Genomic DNA, 23,778 nt, shown 5'->3' on the forward strand with positions numbered 1-23,778 from the left:
ATAACGTGTGATTGTTTATTTCAAATACACCCTCTCAGAAGGTGTGAAGGAACCGTCGCGAGCGCCCCGAGGTCGCGCCGAGGACCGCAGCCGCACTGACGTACGGCGAGGACCGCAGATGCGAGATCGGGGCGCGCAGCAGGTTCATTCACACACCTTCTCAGTGCAGGTAGCCCGACACGCCGTCCCATAGCAGCTTGATGGCCGTGATCACGAGCAGGCCATAGCAGACCCGGTACATCTGCCGCTGGTCGAGCCGTGCATGCAGGCGCCAGCCCAGCCAGACGCCCGAGGGAATGGCGAGAAGGCAGATGGCCATCAGCGTCCACACGCTGCCCGCGGGACGGGCCAGGGCCAGCCACGGTACGGCCTTGAGGATGTTGCCGACCGTGAAGAACATGCTCGTGGTTCCGGCGTAGACCTGCTTGCTGAGGCCGAGCGGCAGCAGGTACATGGCCAGCGGCGGTCCGCCCGAGTGCGCCACCATCGTGGTGATGCCCGATGTCAGGCCGGCGGCGATCGCCTTGGGCGACGAGCGCGGCCGCACCACCACCTCGCCGCCGCGCACGAACCACAGCCCGACGAAGACCAGCGTGATCGCCGCCATCACGATGGCGATCGCACGGTGGTCGAGCACGCGGAACAGCACATAGCCCGCGCCGATGCCGACCACGAGCCCGGGCACCAGCAGCAGCAGGTCGGGCCTGGACCACGTGGAGGGCTTCCAGTAGCGCAGGCTGAACAGGTCCATTGCGATGAACAGCGGCGCGAGCAGGCCACCGGCCGTCACCGGATCCATCACCAGCGACAGCAGCGGAATGCCGATGATCGCGAAGCCGCCGCCGAAGGCGCCCTTCATGAAGCAGATCAGGAACACACCGGCGAAGGTGACGAGGATGGTGGTGAGCGTCAGTTCCATGCGGCGGAAACGGGTGGATCGGTGGAAGGCCCGGATCGTAGTTCCCCGATGCAAGACAATCAAATTATTGTCATGAATACAATCGCGCAATGCCCCAGGCTCGCTACAAGCAGTTGGTCGACCGGCTCTCGGAGGACATCCGCCAGGGCCGCTTGAAACCCGGAACGGCGCTGCCCACGCATCGCCGGCTGGCCACGCGCGAGGGCATCTCGCTGGCCACGGCCACGCGCACCTACGCGGAGCTGCAGGCCATGGGGCTGGTCTCCGGCGAGGTCGGCCGCGGCACCTTCGTGCGCGAGCCCATCCCCTTCGGCGATGGCGTGGAGATGCACGTGGCCAGCGGCGACCTGCTGGACCTGAGCTTCAACTATCCGGCGCTGCCGATGCAGACGGACCTGCTGCGCACTGCGCTCCGGCAACTGGCCTCGGCGGGCGAGCTCGAGTCCGTGCTGCGCTACCAGCCGCATGGCGGCCGTCCGCACGAGAAAGCCATCGTGGCGGCGCACCTGAAGAGCCGGGGCCTGTCGGTCGCCGCCGACGAGGTGCTGATCACCTGCGGCGCCATCCATGCGCTCGCTTGTGCCGCCATGTCCCTGCTGCGGCCCGGCGACGCGGTGGCGGTGGACGCCCTGAGCTACCCGGGCATCCAGGTAGTGGCCGAGTTCAGCGGGCTGGAACTGGTGGCGCTGCCGGCGTCCGGCCCGGGGCTCGATCCGGACGCGCTCGATGCGCTGTGCCGCCGGCGAAAGATCCGCGCCGTCTATTGCATGCCCACGTTGCACAACCCGCTCGGCTGGGTGATGCCGCTGGCGCAGCGCGAGGCCCTGATCGCGGTGGCGCGCCGCCGCGGCCTGCTGCTGCTGGAGGATGGCACCTACGCCTTCCTCGAGAAGAAGGCGCCCGCGCCGCTGGCGGCGCTCGCGCCCGACATCACCGTGTATGTCTCCAGCCTCTCGAAGAGCGTGGCGGCCGGCCTGCGCTTCGGCTTTGCATGCGCGCCCGCCGCCTTGGTTCCCCGCATCCACCGCGCCATCCGCGCCACGGTCTGGAACACGCCGACCCTGGTGACCACCCTGTGCTGCGGCTGGCTGCAGGACGGCACGGTCGCGCGGCTCGAGCAGGAGAAGCGTCGCGATGCCGTCGCGCGCCAGCGCATCGTGTCGACGGTGCTGGCGCAGTTCGAGATGGTTCGCCATCCGGCGTCGTACTTCGTCTGGCTGCCCTTGCCTGCCGGGGTGCGGTCGGACGCGGTCGCCATGCGGCTGAAAGAGGACAACGTGCTGGTCTCCACCGCCGCGCCGTATGCCGTGGGCTCTCAGCCGCCGCACGCCATCCGGCTGGCGCTGGGCTCGGTGTCGCATGCCGATCTGAAGCGGGCCCTGGAAAAAGTGAGCGCTATCGTTGCCGGTCTTGCTGATTGAGCAGGAGGGCTGCATTGCACTGAACACCCAAACCTCGCGTCAGCAAGGCTTCAAGGCGATGCTCTCCGTATCCAAGCCAACGAGAACTGTGCCCAGCCCCGTTGGGAGGATGTCTGCCACAACCGAATTGCGATAACCTCTCGCTCTCAAGAATCCCTGTCCCCAGGCGGAGTTGATTCGAGCATCTTGGCCAGTGGCTGTCTTGGCGCCATCAGGCTTGTGCTCTGGTTCGGAAAAATCCAATAGTAGGAGCCGGAAAAGATGCCAGGCCGATGCGAACCAAGGTCGATGATCTCCGCAAGACAGAAACAGCGGTCCGGGGACGCCAAACGACGCTCTCAAGAGGAAGAAGACGTTCATCGGAAGCACGTCGAGGCGCAGTGGGAGATACGAAAGATCGTCGCCGGCTGGATTGCGGCGATCGCTATCCCGATCGCTATTGCTATCGGTGGCTGGTTGATCAATCTCGCCCTGAAGGATCGTGACGCTCAGACAAAGTACATCGAACTGTCTGTCGCGATACTTTCATCCGAGCCAAAGCCCTTCGATGACTACCGAGCGATGAGGAAATGGGCGGTCGATACCTTGGAAGAGTACTCGAAAGTCCCTTTGCCAGCGCTTGCGAAGTCCGGCCTCGAGAACTCGCTGCAACTCACTGGCAAGGGGCTTGCGGCAGAGGTCGGGGTGACGCTGACCACGCTCGATAGCCGCAGAGGCCCTGGTATTCCTATCGAGATGAGCTTTGGAAATCTGGTGACAGATGCTCTGCGTTCCGCTTTCTCTGGTGCGCCGAAGGCCGATTTCGCGATCATCACCTCGAATTCTTTTCGAGGAAAGAGAATCTATTCTCCGGGGGTCAAGCTCACCAGGGAAGATTTCTTGAGAGAGATGCCGTTTTCTAATTCGGTGGTTCTGCTTTCGATGAGCGGTGCTCAGTTGATGGATGCAATTCAGGAAACCGCGAATCAGCCAGGAGCAGGTGGCATTCCTCAGGTATCGGGACTGTCCGTGAAGTACTCGGAAGACAAGTCAAAGATAAAAATAGAGTCGCTGATCGTGGGGGGAGATCTGATCTCCCCCGAAAAGAAGTATCTGGTCGCCACCACAAGTTTCGATGCCGCGGGACATGTCCGAAAATTTCACGATGCCGAGCAAGTTGCTCATACGAGCACGGGGCGTCATATCTACGACGTCGTGCTCTTGCATATGTACGACGAGCGATCGGTTTCGCCGGTGATTGAGGGCCGCATCGCACGGCTGAAATCGTAGTTGCTACTCCAGGCGCAGATTGGGTCGGGGTCGAGCAAGCCCTCAGATCACCAGAAAGCTGCGGGATAGCTTGGCGGCGCTGGGCCGCCGAACCTCCTACAACCGTATAGCGGTCTCTGCGAATCTTCCGTCTGCAACGACGACCGGTTGCGGCCGCAGCCGATAGTGGCTCAGATGGCTCTTGCGCATCTTCTCGAGCGCATGCGGTTCTTCGGGCCAGCGGCACCAGTTCGGCCGCGGTGCGCCAAGGGCCGCGAGCCGCGCCATGACCACCTGCTCCGTGCGTGCGCATTCGGCTTCCGCCGCGGCCAGTTCCGCCTGGAGGCCGTCGATCTCGCCCTGGTAGCGCGCCAGGGTTTCACGCGCGCGCCGGAGGCTCGCGAGCACCGGGAATGCGTTCGACGCGCTGCCCGCGAAGTAGGTGCGCGCGAACTGTCCCGGATCGGCTTCGTATTCGAGGATCTGCTGCTGGCAGTGAAAGATCAGCGCCTCGCCACGCGCGCAGGCGCAGCGGCGCTCGCGCAGCTTCTCGTAGCTGCCGCGCAACTGCAGCGCCAGTTGCCGCGGGACGGCCGGGCGCCTGGTCTGCGCGAGCGCGGGCGATGGCGGCGCGCTAAAGGTGGGCATGGGAAAGCTCATCGACATGCTGCTGCTTCCGATGCAACGTGCGACACGGCTCAGCCGGCGCCGGGCACGTTGCGCACGCCGGCCTCCAGGTAGTCCATGAACTCGCGCCGTTCGCGCGCCTCGTTGCCGCGCTCCGACATCGGCATCACGCCGAAGGGCGAGCGCTTGAGGTAGCTGCGGTAGGAGATGCCGTAGTACACGACGTTCATGCTGAGGATGAGCCGGTACTGGATCGTCTCGCGCGGCGTGCCGGGCAACTGCGCCTCGAGCAGCTCGACCGCGAGGCCCAGCAGCCTGCGGTGCAGCTTCGCGGACAGCCGCTGGCCGGCTTCGCCGAAGTCCCAGCCGAGCCGGCCGATGAAGCTCACGGCGTCGCGGCCGAAGCCCGGCGTCTGCAGCATCTCGATCATCGGACCGAAGGCGGCCTCCATGATGTCGCGCACGCCGTGCGGCCGCGCGCGCAACGCCTCCAGGCCCGCGCACGAACGCGGCTCCAGCCATTGCTGCAGCATCGCGGTGATCTCGCCCGCCAGTCCCTCGCGGCTGCCGAAGTGGTAGTGCAGCGCCGAAGCGTTGTTCGCGCCGGCCGCCACCACGATGCGCCGCAGCGAGACCGCGTTCATGCCTTCGCGCGCCATCAGCTTCATGGCCTCGGCGAGCAGCCGCGCATGCGTGCTGTCGCCGGGGGCGTCGACATGCGGCGCGGGGGCGGCGGGCTTGGAAGTTCGGCGGGCGAGGGCGGGCACGGGCGGAATAATGCAAGTTGATTAATCCATCTGCATCAGCGGATACCCTCGACCGCCTCGGAGCGCCTTCGCCCTCGCAGTGGAAGCGCAGCGCGGCCTCGGGTGTCATCCCGTTGACACCCGCACTCACGCTGCGTTAACCTGCGCGCCGTTCCCTTCTCCGGCAGCTTTGCCGGATTTCCTCGGCGCCCTCGCGGCGCAACCGGCAGCTTCGCTGGTTCTCCCCTCGGCAGTTCTGCCGTCCCCTTCGTGTCCGCGGTCGCACCGCATTGCCGACGCGCTTGCGCGCGCTTCGCATGGTCTGCCCATGCGCGCGTGCCGGCGCCTGCATCGGCATGGCGTCCCGGGCACGTCGATCCATCCAGACACCCCAGGAGACAGCCACCATGCACACCCCTTCTTCGCGTCCCTTCGCGCGGCTTGCCGGACTCTTCCTCGCCGCGGGCCTCGCCGCCTTCGGCACCCACGCCTTCGCCGCCGGCGAGCCCGTGCGCATCGGCGCCATCTTCGACAAGACCGGCGGCCTCAACATCTACGGCATCCAGCAGAGCCGGGCGCTGCGGCTCGCTGTCGACGAGATCAACGCGGCGGGCGGCGTGGCCGGCGCCAAGGTCGAGGTGGCCGAGGCCGACGCGCAGTCGGAGGACGCCAAGTACACGCAGTACACGACCACGCTGATCCTCAAGGACAAGGTGCAGGCGCTGTTCGCGGGCCTCACGAGCTCGAGCCGCGAGGCGATCCGCCCGATCGTGCGGCGCTCGAAGATCCCGTATTTCTATTCCTCGCTCTACGAGGGTGGTGCCTGCGACCGGCAGACTTTCGTGACGGGCGCCACGGCCTCGCAGCAGCTCAGCGTGCTCGTGAAGTGGGCGATCAAGAAGTACGGGCCCAAGGTCTACATCATGGCGCCCGACTACAACTTCGGCACCATCTCGGCGCAGTGGGTGCGGCTCTACGCCAAGGAGTTCGGCGGCGAAGTGGTCGGCGCCGACTTCCTGCCGCTCACGCTGACCGACTACTCGCCCACCATCAACAAGATCCAGCAGGCCAAACCCGACTTCGTGGTCGCGCTGCCGGTGGGCGCGAACCAGACCGGCTTCCTCGAGCAGATGGCGGCCGCGGGCCTGAAGAGCCGCGTGGGCGTGGTGTCGACCAACTACGGCGGCGGCAACCAGCAGGTGGTGGTGTCGCCGCAGGCCGGCGAGGGCATCGTGGCCGCGCTCGAATACTTCGCCTGGCTCGACACGCCGCGCAACAAGGCTTTCAAGGCCTCCTGGGAGAAGGCCTACGGCAACAAGGAGCCGGTGACCGCGGTCGCGGTCGACGTCTACAACGCGGTGCACCTGTGGGCCAAGGCCGCGAACAAGGCGAAGTCGGCCGAACCCGCGAAGGTGATCCAGGCCTTCGAGGAGGGCGAGGGCGTGGCCTTCGACTCGCCGGCCGGTCCGGTGTCGATGCAGCCGAAGTCGCACCACGTGCGCCAGAACATCTACATCGGCGTGGGCACGAAGACGCAGAGCTTCGACATCGTCGAGACCTATGCCTCGGTGGCGCCGAAGTTCGAGGACCAGGTCTGCGACCTGGTCGCCAAGCCGCAGACGGCGCAGCACTTCACGCCCGGCGCGTCGAACTGAGCGAGGCCCCCGATGGCATGGGATCAATTGCTGACCGGCGTGCTCTCGTCGGTCGCCAGCGGCTCGGTGCTGCTGATCGCGACGCTCGGCCTGGCCGTGGTGTTCGGGCTGATGGGCGTGGTGAACCTCGCGCACGGCGAATTCATCATGTTCGGCGCCTACGCGGCGCTGACCGCGGTGCGTGCCGGCGTGCCGTTCCCGCTCGCGGTGGCGCTGGCCGCGCTGGCGGCCGCGGCCTTCGGCGCGCTGGTCGAATGGCTGATCGTGCGGCGCCTGCACGGCCGGCCCTTCGACACGCTGCTGGCCATGTGGGGCCTGAGCCTCGCGCTCTACCAGAGCGCGGTGCTGCTGTTCGGCACAGTCACGCCGGGCATCGGCATGCCGGCGTCGAACGTGCGCATCGGCGACTACACGATCTCCAGCTACCTGCTGTTCCTGATCGTGGTGGCGGCGGTGCTGATCGCGGCCGTGTATGCGCTGCTCACGCGCACGAACTACGGCCTGATGGCGCGCGCCGCGATCCAGGACCCGGCCACCGCGGCCGCGATGGGCGTGCGCACGGTGCGCATCAACAACCTCACCTTCGCTTTGGGCTGCGGCCTCGCGGGCCTGGCCGGCGCGATCCTGGTGCCGGCCGTGCCGGCCACGCCCAGCATGGGCTTCGCCTTCGGCATCAAGGCCTTCCTGGCGGTGGTGGTGGCGGGCCCGGTCACGCTCGCGGGCACCATCGCCGCGGGTGGCATCCTGGGCTCGGCCGCGAGCGCGGTGGCCAGCGTCTGGTCCACCGTCGCGGGCGACGTGGTGTTCTTCGTGATCACGCTCGTGGCCCTGCGCGCCTGGCCGCAGGGCATCTCCGAGCGCTGGCGCCTGAAGCTCTGAACGGAGGCCACGCATGAACATGAGCAGAACCCTGGCGGCGCCCGCGACCGCAACCCATACCGCCGCGCGCCGTGCGGCACCCTGGTGGCTGGCCACCGTCGCCGGCACCGTCGTGCTGGGCGCCGGCGCCTTCTTCGTCGACGAGTACCTCGCCTACCTCGCGAGCTCCTGGCTGATCTTCGGCCTGCTGGGCCTGAGCCTGGACATGGTGTGGGGCCGCGGCGGCATGCTGAGCCTCGGGCAGACGGCCTTCTTCGGCCTCGGCGGCTACGCCGGCAGCGTGGCGGCGATCAACCTCGCGAGCATCACCGGCAACACCCTGATGTGGTCGCTACCGGTCGGTGCGATCGTGGGCGCGGCCGCCGCCGGCGCGGTCGGCTGGCTGCTGTTCCACGGCCGCCTCGGCGCGCTGCAGGCCACCATCCTGACCTACACCGTCACCCTGCTGCTGTGGACCGGCAGCATCTCGTTCTCGGCGCGCTTCGGCGACGCGGTGGTGGGCGGCGACAACGGCCTGTCGAACATCCCGGGCATCGTGCTGGGCTTCGGCGCCGACGCGCAGGGGCTCGGGCCGCAGGGCACCTTCGCCTGCGTGCTGGCGGTCTCGGCGCTGGTGCTGCTGGGCGTGCGCGCGCTGCTGCGCTCGCCCTTCGGCACGGTGGTGGACTGCGTGCGCCTCGACGGCCCCAAGACCGAGTTGCTGGGCTACGACGTGCGGCGCTGCCAGCTCGTGGTGTTCACGCTGGCCGGCGGCATCGCGGGCCTGGCCGGCGCGCTCTACGGTGCCTGGGCCAACTACCTCAACCCCTCGCTGTTCAGCGCGCAGCAGGCGCTGCTGGTGCCGATCTACGTGCTGGTGGGCGGGCTCGGCACGCTGGCCGGCCCCTTTGTCGGCGCGGTGGCGGTCGGTGGCCTGTCGTACTGGCTGGGCGGCGGCGTGGTCGGCGGGCAGACCACGCTGATCATGGGCGTGGCGCTGATCCTGCTCGTGCTGTTCCTGCGCGGCGGGCTGCTCGGCGGCCTCGGGCGGCTGTGGGCACTGCGCGGGCAGGGCGGCGCGCAGGGCAAGGCGCGCCAGGCCAAGACCGCGATGGACGTGGACCTGGTGCGCGGCCTGCGCGAGGGCGCGGCCGTGCCGGCGCCGGTGCTCGAGATCCGCGACGGGGTCAAGCGCTTCGGCGGCGTGGTGCCCGTCAACCGCGTCACCCAGCGCTTCGCGCCGGGCCGCGTGCGCTGCCTGATCGGACCGAACGGCGCGGGCAAGAGCTCGCTGCTGCGCTGCCTTACGGGCACGCACCTGCTCGACGCGGGCGAGATCGTGCTCGACGGGCGACCCGTCACGCGCTGGATGCCGTACCGCCGCGTGCAGGCCGGCGTGGGCATCAAGATGCAGGTGGCGCAGGTGTTCGGCGAACTGAGCGTGCGCACCAACCTCTGGATCGCCGCCTACAGCCGCGACCGCGATGCCGCGGTGGCCGACCGGCTCAGCGAGCGCACGCTGCGCGCGCTCGGCCTCGAGGCGCTGGCCGAGCGCGGCGCGGCCGACCTCTCGCATGGCGAGCAGCAATGGCTGGACCTCGGCATGGTGCTGTGCCTGCAGCCCTCGGTGGTGCTGCTCGACGAGCCGGCCGCGGGCATGACCGGCGACGAGCGCCGCGAGCTCTCGCAGCTGGTGCGCGTGCTGGCCGAAACGGCGGCCGTGGTGGTGGTCGAGCACGACATGGCCTTCGTGCGCACACTCGACGCCGAAGTGACCGTCCTGCACCGCGGCGAGGTCTTCGCCCAGGGCGACCTCGACACCTTGCGCCAGGACGAACGCATCCTGGACATCTATCTCGGGAGACAGCAGCATGTTCGAAGCCATTGAGATCAGCGGCGGCTACGGCAAGACGTCGATCGTCGAGCGCGCCAGCCTGCGCGTGGGGCGCGGCGAGATCGTCGCGCTGCTGGGCCGCAACGGCGTGGGCAAGTCCACGCTGATGCGCCTGCTGGTCGGCCAGGCCACGCCCATGGGCGGCAACGCGAGCCTCGACGGCCGGCCGCTGCCCGAGCGCACCGACGACCGCGCGCGCTGCGGCCTGGGCTACGTGCCGCAGGGTCGCTTCGTGTTTCCGCGGCTGTCGGTCAGCGAGAACATCGCACTGGCGGCCGTGGCCTGCGGCCATCCGCGCGCCGAGGCGATCGCGCGCGCCTTCGCCGACTTCCCGGCGCTGGTGCCCAAGGCCAACGACCTCGCGGGCCGGCTCAGCGGCGGCCAGCAGCAGATCCTCGCGATGGCGCGCGCGCTGGCCACGCGGCCCAGGCTGCTGCTGCTCGACGAGCCGACCGAGGGCGTGCAGCCCTCGATCGTCGACGAGATCGCCGAGGTGCTGCTGCGGCTGCGCCGCGACGGCCTGTCGGTGCTGGTTGCCGAGCAGGACCTGAACTTCTGCCTCTCGATCGCCGAGCGCGCCTACGTCATGGACCAGGGCCGCATCGTGCGCGAGACGCGCAAGGCCGAGCTAGAGGGCGACCGCGCGCTGCTGCAAGAACTGCTCGGCGTCTGAGCCCCCACATCCACGCACACATCCAAAGAGAGGAACGAACACCATGGATCACGAGATCTTCGAGGCAGGCGACATCGCCCTGCAATCGGGCCGCATGCTGCGCAACGCGAAGCTGGCCTACAAGACCTACGGCAAGCTCAATGCGAAGCGCGACAACGCCATCGTCTACCCGACCTGGTTCGCGAGCACGCACGCCGACAACGAATGGCTGATCGGGCCCGGCAAGGCGCTCGATCCGTCGGAGTACTTCATCGTCGTGCCGAACTCCTTCGGCAACGGCGTCTCGAGCTCGCCGAGCAACCAGCCCGCGCCCAACGACCGCGGCCGCTTCCCCGACGTGACCGTCTACGACAACGTGGTGCAGCAGCACCGGCTGGTGACCGAGCACCTGGGCATCGACAGCTTGCGCCTGGTCACGGGCTGGTCGCTGGGCGCGGTGCATGCGTTCCACTGGGCCGCGCTGTACCCGGACATGGTGCAGCGGCTGCTGCCGTTCCAGGGCGCCGCGCGCGCGTCGCGCCACTTCCAGGTCTTCTTCGCGGGCGTGAAGGCCGCGCTGCAGGCCGACGCCGAATGGCGCGAGGGCTTCTACGAGCGCCAGCCCGAGCGCGGCCTGCGCGCCGCCGGCCGGGTGTACGCGGGCTGGGGCTTCTCGCAGAAGTTCCTGCGCGACCGGCTCGACATCGAGGCACTGGGCTTCGCCTCGCTCGAGGACTTCCTGATCGAGTTCTGGGAAGGCTGGCTGCTGTCGAAGGATGCCAACAACCTGGTCGCGTCGCTGTGGACCGGGCAGCACGGCGACATCGCCGACAACCCGGTCTACCGGGGTGACTTCGTCGCGGCGCTGTCGGCGATCAAGGCGCGCGCCATCGTCATGCCCTCGTCGAGCGATCTCTACTTTCCGCCCGAGGATTCGGCCTTCGAGGTCGCGCACATGCCCAACGCCGAGCTGCGCGTGCTGCCTTCCGACTGGGGCCACCTGGCGGGCAAGGGCCTGCACGAACCCGACAACGTGTTCATCGACAACGCGTTGCGCGAACTGCTGGCGGCATGACCATGGCAACCGCTCCCACCAAGGCCGCCGCACCCTGGAACGCCGACAGCGTGGCCGCGCATCGCCGCGCCGCGGGCCTCGCGGCGCTCGACCCCGCGTTGTGCGGCGAGGTCGCGGCGATCCTCGAGGACCTGCGCACGGGCCTGTGCGACATGCCCGGGCGTGCCTGGTTCGCGCTCGTTCCACCGTCGACGGAGACCGATCATGTCCATCGCTGAGACCATCGACGGCGCTGGCGTGGCGCAGCTGTCCGCGCTGATTCGCCGCGGCGAGCTCGGCGCGGTCGAGCTGGCCGAGTGCCGGCTGGCCGACATCGAGCACCGCGCCGCGCGCACCAATGCCTTCGTGGCCGTCGACCGCGAAGGCGCGCTGGCCCAGGCGCGCGAGGCCGACCGTGCGCTGGCGCGCGGCCTGCCCGTGGGGCCGCTGCATGGCGTGCCGATCGCGGTGAAGGACAACGTGCTGACCGCCGGCCTCGGCAGCAGCGCGGCCTCGGCCGTGCTGGCCGACGCGCCGCTGCAGGGCGAGGCGCCGCTGGTCGCGCGGCTGCGCCGGGCCGGCGCCATCGTGGTGGCCAAGACCAACATGCACGAGTGGGCCTACGGCGCGACCAACAAGGGATCGCACCATGGCGCCACGCGCAATCCCTGGGATCCGCGTGCGATCACCGGCGGCTCCAGCGGCGGCTCGGCCGCCTGCGTGGCCGACGGGCTGCTGCCGCTGGCCATCGGCACCGACACCGGCGGCTCGATCCGCATTCCCGCCGCGGCCTGCGGCATCTCGGGCATCAAGCCGGGCACCGGCCGCGTCGAGGGCGAGGGCGTGCTGCCGCTGGCCTGGAGCTTCGATGCCGCCGGGCCGATGGCGCGCAGCGCCGAGGACCTGTGGCTGGGGCTCGACGCGATGCTGCCCGGCTCGGTTGGCGATTCGTCGCGCCATGCCGCGCAGTTCCGCGAGGCGCGCGGCCGCGCCCGGCTGCGCATCGGCGTGCTGGCGGGCGATGGCTTCGAGACCGCACCCGACGTGGGCCGGGCCTTCGAGGCAGCGCTCGAGGTCTTCGGCCAGCGCGGCAGCGATCTCGTGCCCATGCCGGTGCGCGGCATGGCGGCGGTGTTCGCGGCCTGGAAGGCCATCATGTACGCCGAGGCCAGCACCTTCCACCGTCCGCTGATGCACGACCGGGCACAGCACTACGCACCCGACGTGCGCGCGCTGCTCCATGCGGGCGAGAGCGTGTCGGCCGTCGACTACCTCGCGGCGCAGCAGTTTCGTGGCGCCTTCTGCGCCGCGCTCGCGCGCGACATGGCGGGGCTCGACGCGCTCGTGCTGCCGACGCTGCCCGTGACCGCGCCACCCTTGGCAGAATCGCGCATCGAATTCGCCGGCCGCACGACCACCGTTCAGGACGCCATGACCGCCATGCCCTGCCTCGCCAACTTCACCGGCCTGCCGGCGGTGAGCTTGCCTTGCGGCTTCGGCGACACGGGCCTGCCGGTGGGCCTCACGCTGATCGGCCATGCCGGCGGCGAGTTCGCGCTGCTCGGGCTGGCCGCGGCCTTCCAGGACGACACCGCCTGGCACGCCATGCGGCCCGGCCTTGCGGCGGCGACGGGCCGCGAGGAGGGTGCGCATGTCCGATGAGATCGGCGTGGGCGTGCTGTTCGCCCAGACCGGCAACATGGCCGTGACCGAGCAGGCGCTGCTGAGCGGCACGCTGGTCGCCATCGACGAGATCAACTCGGGCGGCGGCGTCGCGGGCCGGCCCATCGTGCCGATCATCGAGGACCCGGGCCCCGATCCCGCGAGCTACCGCGACATCGCGCGCCGCATGGTGCTGCACCACCAGGTGCCGGTGATCTTCGGCTGCTGCTCGTCGGCCAGCCGCAAGGCCGTGCTGCCGGTGGTCGAGCGCCATGGCGCGGTGCTGTTCTATCCCTCGGTGTACGAGGGCTTCGAGTATTCGCCCAACGTGATCTACACCGGGCCCACGCCCGCGCAGACCATCGTGCCGCTGATCAAGTACCTGTTCGCGCACCACGGGCGGCGCTTCTTCCTGGTCGGTTCCGAGTACGTGTTCGCGCGCGAGATCTCGCGTATCGCGAAGGAGTTTCTGCTCGAAAGCGCGGGCAGCGTCGCGGGCGAGACCTACCTGCCCATGGGCGCGCCCGACAGCGCCTTCGCCGAGGTGGCCGAGCGCATCGCCGCCGCGCGGCCCGACGTGGTGCTCAGCACCGTGGTGGGCGCCGACACCGCGCGGCTCTATGCGGCCTGCCATGCCATCGGCGCCACCTCGGCCCAACACCCGATCGCGAGCCTCACCGCGAGCGAGGCCGAGATCGCGGCGCTGAGCCCGGCCGCGCGCGCGGGGCACCTCACGGTCGCGCCCTATTTCGCGGGCATCGAAAGCCCGGCCAGCGCGCGCTTCACCGCGCTCTACGAGAAGCGCTACGGCGCCGGCCGCCGGCCCAACATGTACGCCGAGGCCGGCTACCTGCAGGTGCACCTGTTCGCGCGCGCCGTGCCGCGCGAAGGCGCGCCCGACCCCGACCGCATCGTGCGCAGCCTCGGTGGCACGCGCCATGCTTCGGCCCAGGGCGAGGTCGAGATCGACGCCGACACCAACCACACCGCGCTCAAGGCCCGCATCGGTCGCTCGCGCGAGGATGGCGGTTTCGACCTGCTGTGGGAGGATGCTTCCATCGTCCGCCCCGATCCCTACCTCGTCGCCTACGAACGGAAGATCCTCTGATGTCGCCCGATCCGATCCAGCTGCGCTCCCTGCGTGACATCCGGGTCGCCGTCATCCATCCCGACGACGAGGACGCCCGCGTGCTGTGCGAGCAGCTGCGCCGCTTCGGCTGCCGCGTCACCGCGCTGTGGCCCGAGCCGAACCACCTGCCCGAGGGCACCGAGGCCGTGTTCTTCAGCATCCAGTCGGAGCGCGATGCCGCGCACCCGTGGCTGGCCGGTTCCTCGCACGCGGTGCTGATCGCGCTGCTGGCCTACGAGAACCCGGCCGTGCTCGAGGCTGCCGCGGCGGCCAACGTGCACGGCGTGCTGCCCAAGCCGATCCGTCCCTTCGGCGTGCTCGCCACGCTGTACGTCGCGCGCATGCTGTTCCGCTACGAGGAGCGGCTGCTCAACCGCATCGCCAAGCTCGACGAAACGCTGCGCACGCGGCGCATCGTCGAGCGCGCGATGAAGATCCTCGCCACGCGCCAGGGCATCTCGGAGGACGAGGCCTACGCCATCATCCGGCGCGAGGCCATGCGCAAGCAGCTGCCGGTGTCGTCGATGGCTGAGTCGATCGTGCATGCAGAAGCGATCTACGGTTTGCCGCCCGATCGCGGCGCTTCCGATCCGGCCGAGTGATGGCCCGCGCTCCCTTCGAGAGTCCGGAACGCTTCGGACTCGATACTTCGTTCGCGCGCGATCCGAGCGATCCGTACGGTGATGGCCCGTTGAGCGGCCTCGGCTTCGCCGCCAAGGAGGTGTTCGACCTCGCGGGCTATGTCACGCGCGCGGGCAATCCCGACTGGCTGCGCACGCATGCGCCGGCCAAGGCCGATGCGCCCGCGGTCGCGCGCCTGCTCGAGGCCGGCGCGCGGCTGCGGGGGCGAACGCTCAGCGACGAACTCGCGTTCTCGCTCGCCGGTGAGAACCTGCACTACGGCACGCCGCTGAACCCGCGCGCGCCCGGCCGCGTGCCCGGCGGTTCATCGAGCGGCTCGGCCTCTGCCGTGGCCGGTGGCTGCGTCGACTTCGCGCTGGGCACCGACACCTCGGGATCGGTGCGCATCCCGGCCAGCTACTGCGGCCTGTACGGCCTGCGGCCCACGCATGGCACGATCGATGCGCATGGCGTGACGCCGCTGGCGCCGGCCTTCGACACGGTCGGCTGGTTCGCCGCGACCGCGGCGGTGCTCGAGCGCGTGGGGGCGGTGCTGCTGCCGCCGGGCGAGGCACGGCCACTGCGGCGCATCGTGCCGATGGCCGACGCCTTCGACGATGCAGCGTCGGGCGTCGCCGCCGCGTTGCGTCCTGCGTTGGACCGTCTGGCGTCGCTGGGCCTGGTCTTCGATGCGTCCGCGCAAGGCTTGCCGCTGGGTGCCGCGGCGCAGACCTACCGCGTGCTGCAGAGCGCCGAGGTCTGGCGCACGCATGGCGAATGGTTCGAGCGCACCCGGCCGTCGATGGCGCCCGAGATCGCGGCGCGGCTGCGCGCCGCGTCGCAGGTCACGGCCCGGGAGACCGATGCCGCGCAACGCGAGGCCGACGCCCTGCGCGCGAGGATCGACGACCTGCTCGCGCACGACGGCGTGCTGTGCCTGCCGACCGCACCCGACGTGGCGCCGCTGCTGGGCGCTTCGACGCAGCCCGATGCGCAGACCCGCATGCGCGTGCTGGCCCATACCTGCATCGCGGGGCTGTGCGGCTTGCCGCAGGTCAGCCTGCCGCTGGGGCTGGTCGATGGCCTGCCCGTGGGGCTGGGGCTGATCGCGGGGCGGGGGAGGGATCGGGATCTGCTGGCGTTGGCTGGGCGGATCGCGCCCGACGATGGGAACGAGGCGGCGAGGGCTTGATCTACATTCGCCTGAAGGTGCATCCTCCATGCCAAACATCGTCTTCGTCTTCGGAACCCTGAAAGAGGGCTACCCCAACTTCGCCACCAATCGCGGTCGCCGCATCCCCGGCGACTTCGTCACGCTCGAACGCTATCCGCTGTACCTGATGGGCGAGCGCTTCTCGCCATGGCTGGTCTTTCTGCCGGGCGAAGGGGAGCGAATCGTCGGCCAGTTGTTCGAGGTCGACGATGCGGCATTGGCGGCCATGGACCTGCTTGAGCGGGTGAGCGAGGCCGATGGCTATCGGCGGATCTCGATCGGCGTCGAAGGGGTTGGCGATGCCTCCGCGCAGCCAGGGACCGTTCACGCTTACGTCAAGCCGCCCGAGCAATTCGATGGATCGCTGGCGAGGCTGGGTCCGCTGACCGAATACACGATGGAACACGCCGGCCTCTATCGATCGCGCTCGGCAATGCCCTGAGACCCGCCGGCCTGTTGCGGCAGCAGAGCCACGAAGCACCACCGTATCCGGTAGATCAGTTCCCGCGCCCGCCGGTCCGCGCCCCTCATTCATTTGCATGATGTGAATGCCTTCGTGTTCAAGAACACTGGTTTCCAGGGCGCTCGGAGGGGCGAACCCGGATAACAGGATCTACGACGAGGAGCTTTCCCCCATGGCGCGTGCATTCCAGCGTTCCTGCATCGGCGTCGCGGTGCGCCGGCCCCGGCCGCGCGTGATGGCCATCGCCGCCGCGGTGCTCGTGGCGGCCGGCACGGGCATTGCCCATGCCGCCGAGGCTCTCGTGTGCGAGCACGACACCGCCGTCACCGAGCGCTTCATTCCCGTGGAGTTGCTCACCGGCCTGCCGCTGCCCGCGCCCGAGTCGCAGGCGCTGACTTTCGGCGAGGTCGATCGCACCTATCCCTTCGTCGACGTGCTGCCCGACGGCAGCGTGGGGTCCGGCGAGGTCGCGCTCAAGGGACCGATGAAGTGGTCGGGCTACCGGGGCATCGAGTTCGAGGTCTACGAGCGCAAGGTGCCGCGGGCGCATGAGCGCTTCGCGCTGACCGAGGACAAGAGCGCCATCGGCCGGGTCTACGACCAGCGCTTCGGCAACGCCTACAACGAGGGGAAGTTTCCCGTCGGCAAGTGGCAGCAGGGCCAGAAGAAGAGCTACGACACGCTCTACAACACGCGCAGCGCCGTGTCGTCGCTCGAGATCGAGAAGCTCTCGTGCACCTACGACGGTATCGCCGGCGCGTTGCAGTACCGCTGGCGCACGAACAACGGCCTCGACTACGGGTACATCTACGCGCCCGGCAAGGGCGTGGTCCAGGTCTTCACCTACAAGGGCGGGCGCTGAACGGTTCGCCGAGAACACGTTCGCGACAAGCCATGAACTGGGACGCCGGCCTGAACCCCGCCATCGCCGCCGCCTGCGCGGCGGCCACCGATGCCTCGCGCTGGGAGACCATGCTCGAGGCGCTGTGCGAACGCTTCGGCGCCACCGCCGCGGCCATCCACACGCCGCGCGGTGCACCGGCGGGCAAGCCGCTGTTCGTCGACATCGGGCTGCCCCAGCACACGGTGCCCGACTACATCGACTACTGGTCACAGAGGGATCCGTGGTTCGCTGGCGCCGCGACCAAGGAGATCTGCGTGCGCACCGGCGAATGCGGCATCGGCCGCGAACTCTGCGAATGGAGCGAGCTGGAGCGCATGGACTACTACCACGAGTTCGCGGCGCCGACCGGCGTGCATGGGTTGCTGGCGATGATCGTCGACGACGGCAGCCGGCCCGCGCAGGCGCCGCTCACGGCCATCGGTCTCTATCGCCGGCCCGGGCTCGAGGAGTTCAGCTACCAGGACAAGCGCGCCTTCGAGGCGGTGCACAAGCCGCTGCAGCTCGCGCTGCACGCGCACTGGTCGCTGGTGCGCTCCACGCCGGTCGAGAAGGCCACCGCCGACGCCTTCGACGTGGTGCCCAAGCCGCTCGTCGTGCTGGCCGCCACGGGCGCGATCCTGCATGCCAACGTCGCGGCCGCGGCCCTGCTGTCGCGCAGCGACTGGATCGGCATCCGCAACGGCAAGCTGGCGCGCCTGGGCCAGCTGGGCCCGGAAGCGGTGGAGGCCTCGCTGCGCGAGGTGGCGCGCGGCCTGATCCAGACCCACGTGCTGTGGACGCCCGAAACCGCGCGACCGAATGCACCGGCCATCGCGCGGCTGGTGCCGCTGGACGAGGGCAACGCCTGCCGGCTCGCCTGGCCGCATGCGGTGGCGCTGCTGATGGTCGAGGAGCCGCCCGAACGCGAGGCCAGCGACCGCCGGCTCGAGGCGCTCGCGCAGCAGTACCGGCTCACGCCCTCGGAGCTCCAGCTGGTCGTGCAGCTCTCGGAAGGCGCGCGGCCGGCCCAGGTCGCCGAGCGCTGCGGCATCTCGATCAACACCGTGCGCACCCATCTGCGCAACATCTTCGACAAGACGGGCGTGCGGCGGCAGAGCGAGTTGATCCGGTTGCTGGGGCCGTTGGCGCTGTCGGGACGTTGAAGCAAGGGGCGATGCCGCGAGCCGCCCACGCCCATCCGCTCGCCTTCCTATAATCGCGACCCTCCCGCCCGGCCCGCGCCAGATCCAGCCGCCGCCACATCTCCAGCACCCGGACGGATTCAACAGAGCCGGTGTGGCTGGAGTGCATCGTGGCGGCACGTTATTACCTGGAGCTTTTCAATTTCTGCAACCGGTACCTGCGCGACCGCGCGCTGGCGCAGGACATCGTGCAGGAGGTCTACGCGCGCTTCGCCGCCTTCGAGCGCCATGGCGCGCAGCCGGTGGTCGAGGTGCGCGGGCTGCTCTACCAGATCGCGCGCAACCTGCTGGTCGACCACCATCGCCAGCAGATCGTGCGCGCGCACGACAGCGACGACGTGCTGCTCGAGATGCCGGCGCCGGATGCCGACAACCCCGAGGTGGCCTATGCGGCGACGCAGCGCATGCGGCTGCTGGTCGCGGCCATCGAGAACCTGCCGCCGCGCTGCCGCGAGGCCTTCGTGCTGCACCGCATCGAGGGCCTGCCGCAGGCCGAGGTGGCGCAGCGCATGGGCATCTCGCGCAACATGGTCGAGCGACACGTGATGATCGCGGTCGCGGCCTGCCGCAAGCGGCTGCGCGACACGACCGAAGCGCCCGAGCCCATGCCCGCGCGGCCCGAGAAAATTTGAGTCGCCGCCTCAGGATCGGCGCTGCCGATCCGTCATCATCCAGGCCGAGACACCGAATTTCCGCACCCCGATGAACGACCGCACGCGCCCCACCGCCCCCGGCATGCCGGCGCGCGATGGCGCGCGCATGCCGGACGTGCCCGACACCGCGGGCGAGGAACTGCTCGAGGAGCTGTCGCCCGCGGAGTTCGAGGCACTGCGCTGGTCGGTGCGCATCGGCGACGGACTCGATGCCGCGGAACGCGCCGAGTTCGAGGCCTGGCGGCGGGCCGACCCCGCGCACCAGGCGGCCTACGACGAGATGACCGGCGTGAGCGAGGCGATCGATGCGATGCCCGCGGCGGGCACGGCACGGCTGCAGGCGCGCGTGGCGATCGACCGGGCCGGGGAATCGGCCACCCATGCCGCCGTGCCCGTTGCGCCCGCAACGCCGCCGGTCCCGCCGCGCCCCACGCGCCGCCGCGCGCTCGCCGCCGCCGCGGCGGTGTTCGCGGCCGCGGGCGGCGGCTGGTTCGGCTGGGAGGCTTGGCGCAGCGAGCCGGTGTTCGAGCAGCGCTACCAGACGCAGCGCGGCCAGCAGCTCGACGTGGCGTTGCCCGACGGCAGCCAGATGCGGCTCGACACGGCCACCACGGCCGAGGTCAGCCTGTACCGCGGTCGCCGCGAGGTGCGCCTCGCCGAGGGACAGGCGATGTTCACAGTGCAGTCCGACAAGGCACGGCCTTTCGACGTGCGCGCGGGCGGCACGCGCGTGACGGTGGTGGGCACGCGCTTCTCGGTGCGCTACACGCCGTCCATCGGCCGTCCCGAGGTGCAGGTCGCGGTGCAGGAAGGCCGCGTGCGCGTGGCGGCGGCCGGCAACGACGCCGTGCAGAACGCGATCGAGCTGGCACCGGGCGAGACCGTGGCGGCCGACGCGCAGGGCCGGCCCGGCCCGGTTGCCCGGATCACGCCCGAGGGCGTCGCCGCGTGGCGCGACAATCGCCTGAGCTTCGACAACCTGCCGCTGTCCGCGGTGCTGGCCGAGCTCGGCCGCTATGGCGACGTCGGCATCGCGGTGCACGACCCGGCCGTGGCCGCGCTGCCGGTGACGGCCAGCGTCGACCTGCAGCGCATGGGCGACTTCGTGCGCAGCCTGCCGCAGGTGCTGCCGGTGCGGCTGGAGCGCCGGCAGGGCACGACCGAGATCGTCGCGGCGAAGCACTGACGAGGCGCCGGCGCGCCGTCCAACTTTTTTCTTCACTCCACGTCAGGATCGCGCGCGGCGATCCGTCTTCATCGGAAAGGCGCCGATTCCGGCCCTGCGTCGTTCCCCTGGAGATCGTTTCGATGTCGTTCCGTGATTCGTCCTTCCCGCTGCGCCCGTTGCCGTTCGCGCTCGCGGCCTGCCTGGCCCTGGCCGCCGCGCTGCCCGCGCGGGCGCAGCCCTCGGCCGGCGCTCCAGCGCAGGTGTCCGTCGCCGCGCAGCCGCTGTCGCAGGCGCTGACCGAGCTCGCGCGCCAGACCGGCGTGACGCTGCTGGTGTCGCCCGCGCTGGTGGCGGGCCGCACGGCGCCGGCCGTGTCGGGCCGGCTGACGCCGCGCCAGGCGCTCGACCGGCTGCTGGCCGGCAGCGGCCTCGTGGCCGACATCGACGGCGGCGCCGTCACCGTGCGGCGCGAAGGCGAGGCGGGCACCTCGGCGCTGCCCGCGGTGACGGTCACGGCCGGCGCGGAACAGGAGTCGCCCTGGGGCCCGGCCACCGGCTTCGTGGCGCGGCGCAGCGCCACCGCGACCAAGACCGACACGCCGATCCTCGAGACCTCGCAGTCGGTCGCGGTGATCACGCGCGAGGAAATGGATGCGCAGCAGGCGCAGACCGTGCGCGCCACCCTGCGCTTCGCGCCCGGCGTGAGCATCAGCGACGACGCCGACAACCGGCTCGACACCATCAGCTCGCGCGGCTTCGCGCTCGACCAGTACCTCGACGGCCTCAAGACCATCGCCGGCACCTGGTCGGTGACCAAGGTCGAGCCCTACCTGCTCGAGCGCGTCGAGGTGCTCAAGGGGCCGTCGTCGGTGCTCTACGGCCAGGCTTCGCCCGGCGGCGTGCTCAACCTCGTGAGCAAGCGCGCGAGCCCGGAGCCGGTGCGCGAGGTGCAGCTGCAGTACGGCAGCAATGCCTTCAAGGAAGGCGCCTTCGACATCGGCGGCGCGATCGATGCCGACAAGACGCTGTCGGCGCGCATCGCCGGCGTGGTGCGCGACAGCGAGACCGAGGTCAACGACCTCAAGGAGCGGCGCATCGCGATCGCGCCTTCGCTGACCTGGCAGCCCGATGCGCGCACCAAGGTCACGCTGATGGCCGACTACCTGCGCGATCCCTCGGGCGGCTTCTGGAACCTGCTGCCCTACCAGGGCACCCTGCTGCCGAATCCCTATGGCCGCATCGACCGCAGCTTCTACACCGGCCAGTCCTCGTTCGAGCATTTCGCGCGCACGCAGTACTCGCTGGGCTGGGCCGCCGAGCACCAGGTCGACGACCACCTCACCGTGCGCCAGAACCTGCGCTATCGCCACCTCGACATCGACTACCGCTCGGTGCAGGGCCTCGGGCTGCAGGCGGACTACCGCACGATGAACCGCCAGGCCTACACCGCCAACGAGCAGCTCGACACGCTGACGCTCGACACCCAGGCCGAGTGGCGCTTTCGCACCGGCGCGCTCGCGCACAAGCTGCTGACCGGCATCGACTACCAGCACCTCGACTGGGACAACCTCACGCGCTTCGGCAACGCGCCCACGCTCGACATCCTCGCGCCCAACTACAACCAGGCCATCGCGCTGCCGGGCATCTTCCAGAACGCGCACCAGAAGCAGAGCCAGATCGGCTTGTATGCGCAGGACGAGATCGCCTGGGACCGACTGCGGCTGCAGCTCGGCGTGCGCAAGGACTGGGCGCGCACCGACACCGACAACTACGTGGCGCGCAGCGTCACGCGCCAGCGCGACGATGCCTTCACCGGCCGTGCCGGCCTGCTCTACCTGTTCGACAACGGCGTCGCGCCCTACCTCAGCTACGCCACCTCGTTCCAGCCGCAGGCCGGCACCGGCTTCGACGGCAATGCCTTCCTGCCGACCAAGGGCAAGCAGACCGAGATCGGCCTCAAGTACCAGCCGTCGAACACCGACATGCTGTTCACCGCCGCGGCCTACGACCTGCGGCAGAGCAACGTCGGCACGCCCGACCCGCTGCATGCCAACTTCACGGTGCAGACCGGTGAGGTGCGCTCGCGCGGCATCGAGCTCTCGGCCGTCGCCAACCTCGGCGAGCAGCTCAAGCTGCGCGCGTCCTACAGCCATCTCGACAACGAGATCAGCAAGACCACCACCACCTCGACGCTGGGCAACCGCCTCGCCGGCACGCCGGCCGAGCAGGCTTCGCTGTGGGCCGACTACGCCTTTCGCGGCGAGGCGCTCAAGGGCCTGAGCATCGGCGGCGGCGTGCGCCGCATCGGCTCGGCCTACACCACCAATGCCAACACGCAGCTCATTCCGGGCGCCACCGTGTTCGACGCGGCGATCCGCTACGACTTCGGCGTGCTCGACCCCTCGCTGCGCGGGCTGAAGGCCGCGCTCAATGTCTCGAACCTGTTCGACAAGGAGTACATCTCGATCTGCTCGGCCATCGGCTGCCGTTACGGCTTGGGCCGCGCGGTCTACGCCACGCTCAAGTACAACTGGTAGGCACCGGGCCATGAACGCGCGCGACGGCCACCGCACGGCCCTGCAACGCTGGAGTGCCATCCACAAGTGGACCAGCCTGGCCTGCACGCTGTTCCTGCTGCTGATCTGCCTCACGGGCCTGCCGCTGATCTTCTCGGAGGAGATCAAAGAGGGGTTCGACGACGGCGTGCCCGCCGCCACCGTGCCCGCGGGCACGCCGGCGCTGAGCATCGACCGCATCGTGGCGACCGCGCGCGAGCGCCTGCCGGGCTGGACCACCGACTTCGTCGTGTTCGACGAGGACAAGCCCTACGCCACCGTCTTCATGCGGCCTTCGGCCACGGCCGGCATCGAGACCCGGCGGCGCATCCGCTACGACCTGCACACCGGCCGCGAGCTCAAGCAGATGCTGCCGATCGCGCAGAGCCGCGGTGTCATGGACGTGGTGCTCTCGCTGCACACCGACCTGTTCGCGGGGCTCGCGGGCGAGCTGTTCCTCGGCGTGGTGGGGCTGTGCTTCGTCGTCGCCACCGTCTCGGGCGTGCTGCTCTACGCGCCCTACGTGCGCAAGCTGGCCTTCGGCACCGTGCGCGACACGCGCTCGCCGCGGCTGAAGTGGCTCGACCTGCACAACCTGCTGGGCATCGTCACGCTGGTGTGGGCGCTGGTGGTGGGCGCGACCGGCTTCATCAACGAGCTCTCGAAGCCGCTGTTCGGCCTCTGGCAACTGACCGACGTGCGCACCATGCTCGCGCCGTACGCCGGCAAGCCGCCGCCGAAGTTCGAGGACCTGGCCTCGGCCCAGGCCGCTTTCGACACGGCACAGGCGGCCGTGCCCACGATGCGCATCACCAGCGTGGTGTTCCCGGGCAATCCCTTCGGCAGCCCTTACCACTTCCTGTTGTGGACGAAGGGCGACACCGCGCTGACCAGCCGGCTCTTCAGCCCCGTGCTGGTCGATGCGCGCACCGGCGCGCTGACCACCGTCGTGCGCATGCCCTGGTACCTGCGCGCGCTCGAGGTGTCGCGGCCGCTGCATTTCGGCGATTACGGCGGGCTGCCGCTGAAGCTGATCTGGGCGGCGCTCGACCTGATCACGATCGTGGTGCTGGGGAGCGGGGTTTATCTGTGGGTATCGCGGCGCCGGCAGCGCGCCGGGCGAGCGGAGCGGTTCGAGAGGCCGGCCTGACGCCG

22 protein-coding genes are annotated in these 23,778 nt (G+C 69.8%); 19 read left to right on the top strand and 3 right to left on the bottom strand.

What is annotated here, in order from left to right; translation table 11 throughout:
* Positions 1-160 precede the first annotated feature (160 nt).
* Positions 161-919 (bottom strand): sulfite exporter TauE/SafE family protein, encoded by a 759-nt coding sequence (locus tag AC07PU_RS38980; protein WP_296796576.1) that lies wholly within the window; start codon positions 917-919, stop codon positions 161-163.
* A gap of 89 nt (positions 920-1,008) precedes the next feature.
* On the opposite strand from AC07PU_RS38980, the gene AC07PU_RS38985 reads away from it, so the two are divergent.
* Positions 1,009-2,340, top strand: a complete 1,332-nt coding sequence (locus AC07PU_RS38985) for an aminotransferase-like domain-containing protein (protein WP_495323232.1) — start codon at positions 1,009-1,011, stop codon at positions 2,338-2,340.
* Between the two features lie 288 nt (positions 2,341-2,628).
* Positions 2,629-3,609, top strand: coding sequence for a 5'-nucleotidase C-terminal domain-containing protein (locus AC07PU_RS38990; RefSeq protein ID WP_495323233.1), 981 nt, complete (start codon positions 2,629-2,631; stop codon positions 3,607-3,609).
* A 96-nt stretch (positions 3,610-3,705) separates the two neighbouring features.
* On the opposite strand, the gene AC07PU_RS38995 is transcribed toward AC07PU_RS38990, so the two are convergent.
* A complete protein-coding gene (locus tag AC07PU_RS38995; RefSeq protein ID WP_495323234.1) occupies positions 3,706-4,248 on the bottom strand; it encodes a hypothetical protein in 543 nt (180 codons plus the stop codon).
* Between the two features lie 38 nt (positions 4,249-4,286).
* Positions 4,287-4,982, bottom strand: a complete 696-nt coding sequence (locus AC07PU_RS39000; RefSeq protein ID WP_495323236.1) for a TetR/AcrR family transcriptional regulator — start codon at positions 4,980-4,982, stop codon at positions 4,287-4,289.
* 386 nt (positions 4,983-5,368) lie between these two features.
* Here AC07PU_RS39000 and AC07PU_RS39005 point away from each other — a divergent pair, with 386 nt between their 5' ends.
* From AC07PU_RS39005 to AC07PU_RS39085, 17 genes are all read left to right on the top strand, one after another.
* Complete coding sequence (locus AC07PU_RS39005; protein WP_495323237.1) at positions 5,369-6,616, top strand: urea ABC transporter substrate-binding protein; 1,248 nt, start codon at positions 5,369-5,371, stop codon at positions 6,614-6,616.
* Positions 6,617-6,628: 12 nt separating this feature from the next.
* On the top strand, positions 6,629-7,495 hold the full coding sequence (locus AC07PU_RS39010; protein WP_057591005.1) for a branched-chain amino acid ABC transporter permease: 867 nt from the start codon (positions 6,629-6,631) through the stop codon (positions 7,493-7,495).
* Between the two features lie 13 nt (positions 7,496-7,508).
* Positions 7,509-9,362 (top strand): ABC transporter permease subunit, encoded by a 1,854-nt coding sequence (locus AC07PU_RS39015; RefSeq protein ID WP_495323238.1) that lies wholly within the window; start codon positions 7,509-7,511, stop codon positions 9,360-9,362.
* Complete coding sequence (locus AC07PU_RS39020) at positions 9,346-10,041, top strand: ABC transporter ATP-binding protein (protein ID WP_495323239.1); 696 nt, start codon at positions 9,346-9,348, stop codon at positions 10,039-10,041. Before AC07PU_RS39015 ends, AC07PU_RS39020 begins: the two co-directional genes overlap by 17 nt.
* Positions 10,042-10,084: 43 nt before the next feature.
* Positions 10,085-11,095, top strand: a complete 1,011-nt coding sequence (locus AC07PU_RS39025; RefSeq protein WP_495323240.1) for an alpha/beta fold hydrolase — start codon at positions 10,085-10,087, stop codon at positions 11,093-11,095.
* 2 nt (positions 11,096-11,097) lie between these two features.
* A complete protein-coding gene (locus AC07PU_RS39030) occupies positions 11,098-11,313 on the top strand; it encodes a hypothetical protein (RefSeq protein WP_495323241.1) in 216 nt (71 codons plus the stop codon).
* The gene (locus AC07PU_RS39035) at positions 11,300-12,736 is read left to right on the top strand and encodes an amidase (RefSeq protein ID WP_495323242.1); all 1,437 of its coding nucleotides are present in this window, start codon (positions 11,300-11,302) and stop codon (positions 12,734-12,736) included. The genes AC07PU_RS39030 and AC07PU_RS39035 overlap by 14 nt, the downstream gene beginning before the upstream one ends.
* The gene (locus AC07PU_RS39040; protein WP_495323243.1) at positions 12,726-13,844 is read left to right on the top strand and encodes a transporter substrate-binding domain-containing protein; all 1,119 of its coding nucleotides are present in this window, start codon (positions 12,726-12,728) and stop codon (positions 13,842-13,844) included. The genes AC07PU_RS39035 and AC07PU_RS39040 overlap by 11 nt, the downstream gene beginning before the upstream one ends.
* Complete coding sequence (locus AC07PU_RS39045) at positions 13,844-14,467, top strand: ANTAR domain-containing response regulator (protein WP_495323244.1); 624 nt, start codon at positions 13,844-13,846, stop codon at positions 14,465-14,467. Before AC07PU_RS39040 ends, AC07PU_RS39045 begins: the two co-directional genes overlap by 1 nt.
* Positions 14,467-15,678: an amidase gene (locus tag AC07PU_RS39050; protein ID WP_495323245.1), complete on the top strand. Its 1,212-nt coding sequence runs from the start codon at positions 14,467-14,469 to the stop codon at positions 15,676-15,678. The genes AC07PU_RS39045 and AC07PU_RS39050 overlap by 1 nt, the downstream gene beginning before the upstream one ends.
* 28 nt (positions 15,679-15,706) lie before the next feature.
* Positions 15,707-16,141 (top strand): gamma-glutamylcyclotransferase family protein, encoded by a 435-nt coding sequence (locus AC07PU_RS39055; protein WP_495323246.1) that lies wholly within the window; start codon positions 15,707-15,709, stop codon positions 16,139-16,141.
* A 193-nt stretch (positions 16,142-16,334) separates the two neighbouring features.
* Positions 16,335-17,024 (top strand): hypothetical protein, encoded by a 690-nt coding sequence (locus AC07PU_RS39060; protein ID WP_495323247.1) that lies wholly within the window; start codon positions 16,335-16,337, stop codon positions 17,022-17,024.
* A 32-nt stretch (positions 17,025-17,056) separates the two neighbouring features.
* Entirely contained in the window at positions 17,057-18,208 is a 1,152-nt protein-coding gene (locus AC07PU_RS39065; RefSeq protein WP_495323248.1) for a helix-turn-helix transcriptional regulator, read from the top strand.
* A 149-nt stretch (positions 18,209-18,357) separates the two neighbouring features.
* Positions 18,358-18,879: an RNA polymerase sigma factor gene (locus tag AC07PU_RS39070; protein WP_495323249.1), complete on the top strand. Its 522-nt coding sequence runs from the start codon at positions 18,358-18,360 to the stop codon at positions 18,877-18,879.
* Between the two features lie 70 nt (positions 18,880-18,949).
* Complete coding sequence (locus AC07PU_RS39075; protein WP_495323251.1) at positions 18,950-20,086, top strand: FecR family protein; 1,137 nt, start codon at positions 18,950-18,952, stop codon at positions 20,084-20,086.
* Between the two features lie 122 nt (positions 20,087-20,208).
* Positions 20,209-22,605 (top strand): TonB-dependent siderophore receptor, encoded by a 2,397-nt coding sequence (locus AC07PU_RS39080; RefSeq protein ID WP_495323252.1) that lies wholly within the window; start codon positions 20,209-20,211, stop codon positions 22,603-22,605.
* Between the two features lie 10 nt (positions 22,606-22,615).
* The gene (locus tag AC07PU_RS39085; protein WP_495323253.1) at positions 22,616-23,773 is read left to right on the top strand and encodes a PepSY-associated TM helix domain-containing protein; all 1,158 of its coding nucleotides are present in this window, start codon (positions 22,616-22,618) and stop codon (positions 23,771-23,773) included.
* Positions 23,774-23,778: the final 5 nt, after the last annotated feature.

The sequence above is a fragment of the Variovorax sp. GW821-FHT10D07 genome, from assembly GCF_059415325.1.

Excerpts from the sequence above, each read along its gene's own strand:
- AC07PU_RS38995 (WP_495323234.1), bottom strand. The coding sequence starts at position 4,248 with ATGAGCTTTCCCATGCCCACCTTTAGCGCGCCGCCATCGCCCGCGCTC.
- AC07PU_RS39075 (WP_495323251.1), top strand. The coding sequence starts at position 18,950 with ATGAACGACCGCACGCGCCCCACCGCCCCCGGCATGCCGGCGCGCGAT.
- AC07PU_RS39065 (WP_495323248.1), top strand. The coding sequence starts at position 17,057 with ATGAACTGGGACGCCGGCCTGAACCCCGCCATCGCCGCCGCCTGCGCG.
- AC07PU_RS39050 (WP_495323245.1), top strand. The coding sequence starts at position 14,467 with ATGGCCCGCGCTCCCTTCGAGAGTCCGGAACGCTTCGGACTCGATACT.
- AC07PU_RS38980 (WP_296796576.1), bottom strand. The coding sequence starts at position 919 with ATGGAACTGACGCTCACCACCATCCTCGTCACCTTCGCCGGTGTGTTC.
- AC07PU_RS39055 (WP_495323246.1), top strand. The coding sequence starts at position 15,707 with ATGCCAAACATCGTCTTCGTCTTCGGAACCCTGAAAGAGGGCTACCCC.
- AC07PU_RS39060 (WP_495323247.1), top strand. The coding sequence starts at position 16,335 with ATGGCGCGTGCATTCCAGCGTTCCTGCATCGGCGTCGCGGTGCGCCGG.
- AC07PU_RS39025 (WP_495323240.1), top strand. The coding sequence starts at position 10,085 with ATGGATCACGAGATCTTCGAGGCAGGCGACATCGCCCTGCAATCGGGC.
- AC07PU_RS38985 (WP_495323232.1), top strand. The coding sequence starts at position 1,009 with ATGCCCCAGGCTCGCTACAAGCAGTTGGTCGACCGGCTCTCGGAGGAC.
- AC07PU_RS38990 (WP_495323233.1), top strand. The coding sequence starts at position 2,629 with ATGATCTCCGCAAGACAGAAACAGCGGTCCGGGGACGCCAAACGACGC.
- AC07PU_RS39085 (WP_495323253.1), top strand. The coding sequence starts at position 22,616 with ATGAACGCGCGCGACGGCCACCGCACGGCCCTGCAACGCTGGAGTGCC.
- AC07PU_RS39040 (WP_495323243.1), top strand. The coding sequence starts at position 12,726 with ATGTCCGATGAGATCGGCGTGGGCGTGCTGTTCGCCCAGACCGGCAAC.
- AC07PU_RS39080 (WP_495323252.1), top strand. The coding sequence starts at position 20,209 with ATGTCGTTCCGTGATTCGTCCTTCCCGCTGCGCCCGTTGCCGTTCGCG.
- AC07PU_RS39015 (WP_495323238.1), top strand. The coding sequence starts at position 7,509 with ATGAACATGAGCAGAACCCTGGCGGCGCCCGCGACCGCAACCCATACC.
- AC07PU_RS39020 (WP_495323239.1), top strand. The coding sequence starts at position 9,346 with ATGTTCGAAGCCATTGAGATCAGCGGCGGCTACGGCAAGACGTCGATC.
- AC07PU_RS39010 (WP_057591005.1), top strand. The coding sequence starts at position 6,629 with ATGGCATGGGATCAATTGCTGACCGGCGTGCTCTCGTCGGTCGCCAGC.
- AC07PU_RS39030 (WP_495323241.1), top strand. The coding sequence starts at position 11,098 with ATGGCAACCGCTCCCACCAAGGCCGCCGCACCCTGGAACGCCGACAGC.
- AC07PU_RS39045 (WP_495323244.1), top strand. The coding sequence starts at position 13,844 with ATGTCGCCCGATCCGATCCAGCTGCGCTCCCTGCGTGACATCCGGGTC.
- AC07PU_RS39035 (WP_495323242.1), top strand. The coding sequence starts at position 11,300 with ATGTCCATCGCTGAGACCATCGACGGCGCTGGCGTGGCGCAGCTGTCC.
- AC07PU_RS39005 (WP_495323237.1), top strand. The coding sequence starts at position 5,369 with ATGCACACCCCTTCTTCGCGTCCCTTCGCGCGGCTTGCCGGACTCTTC.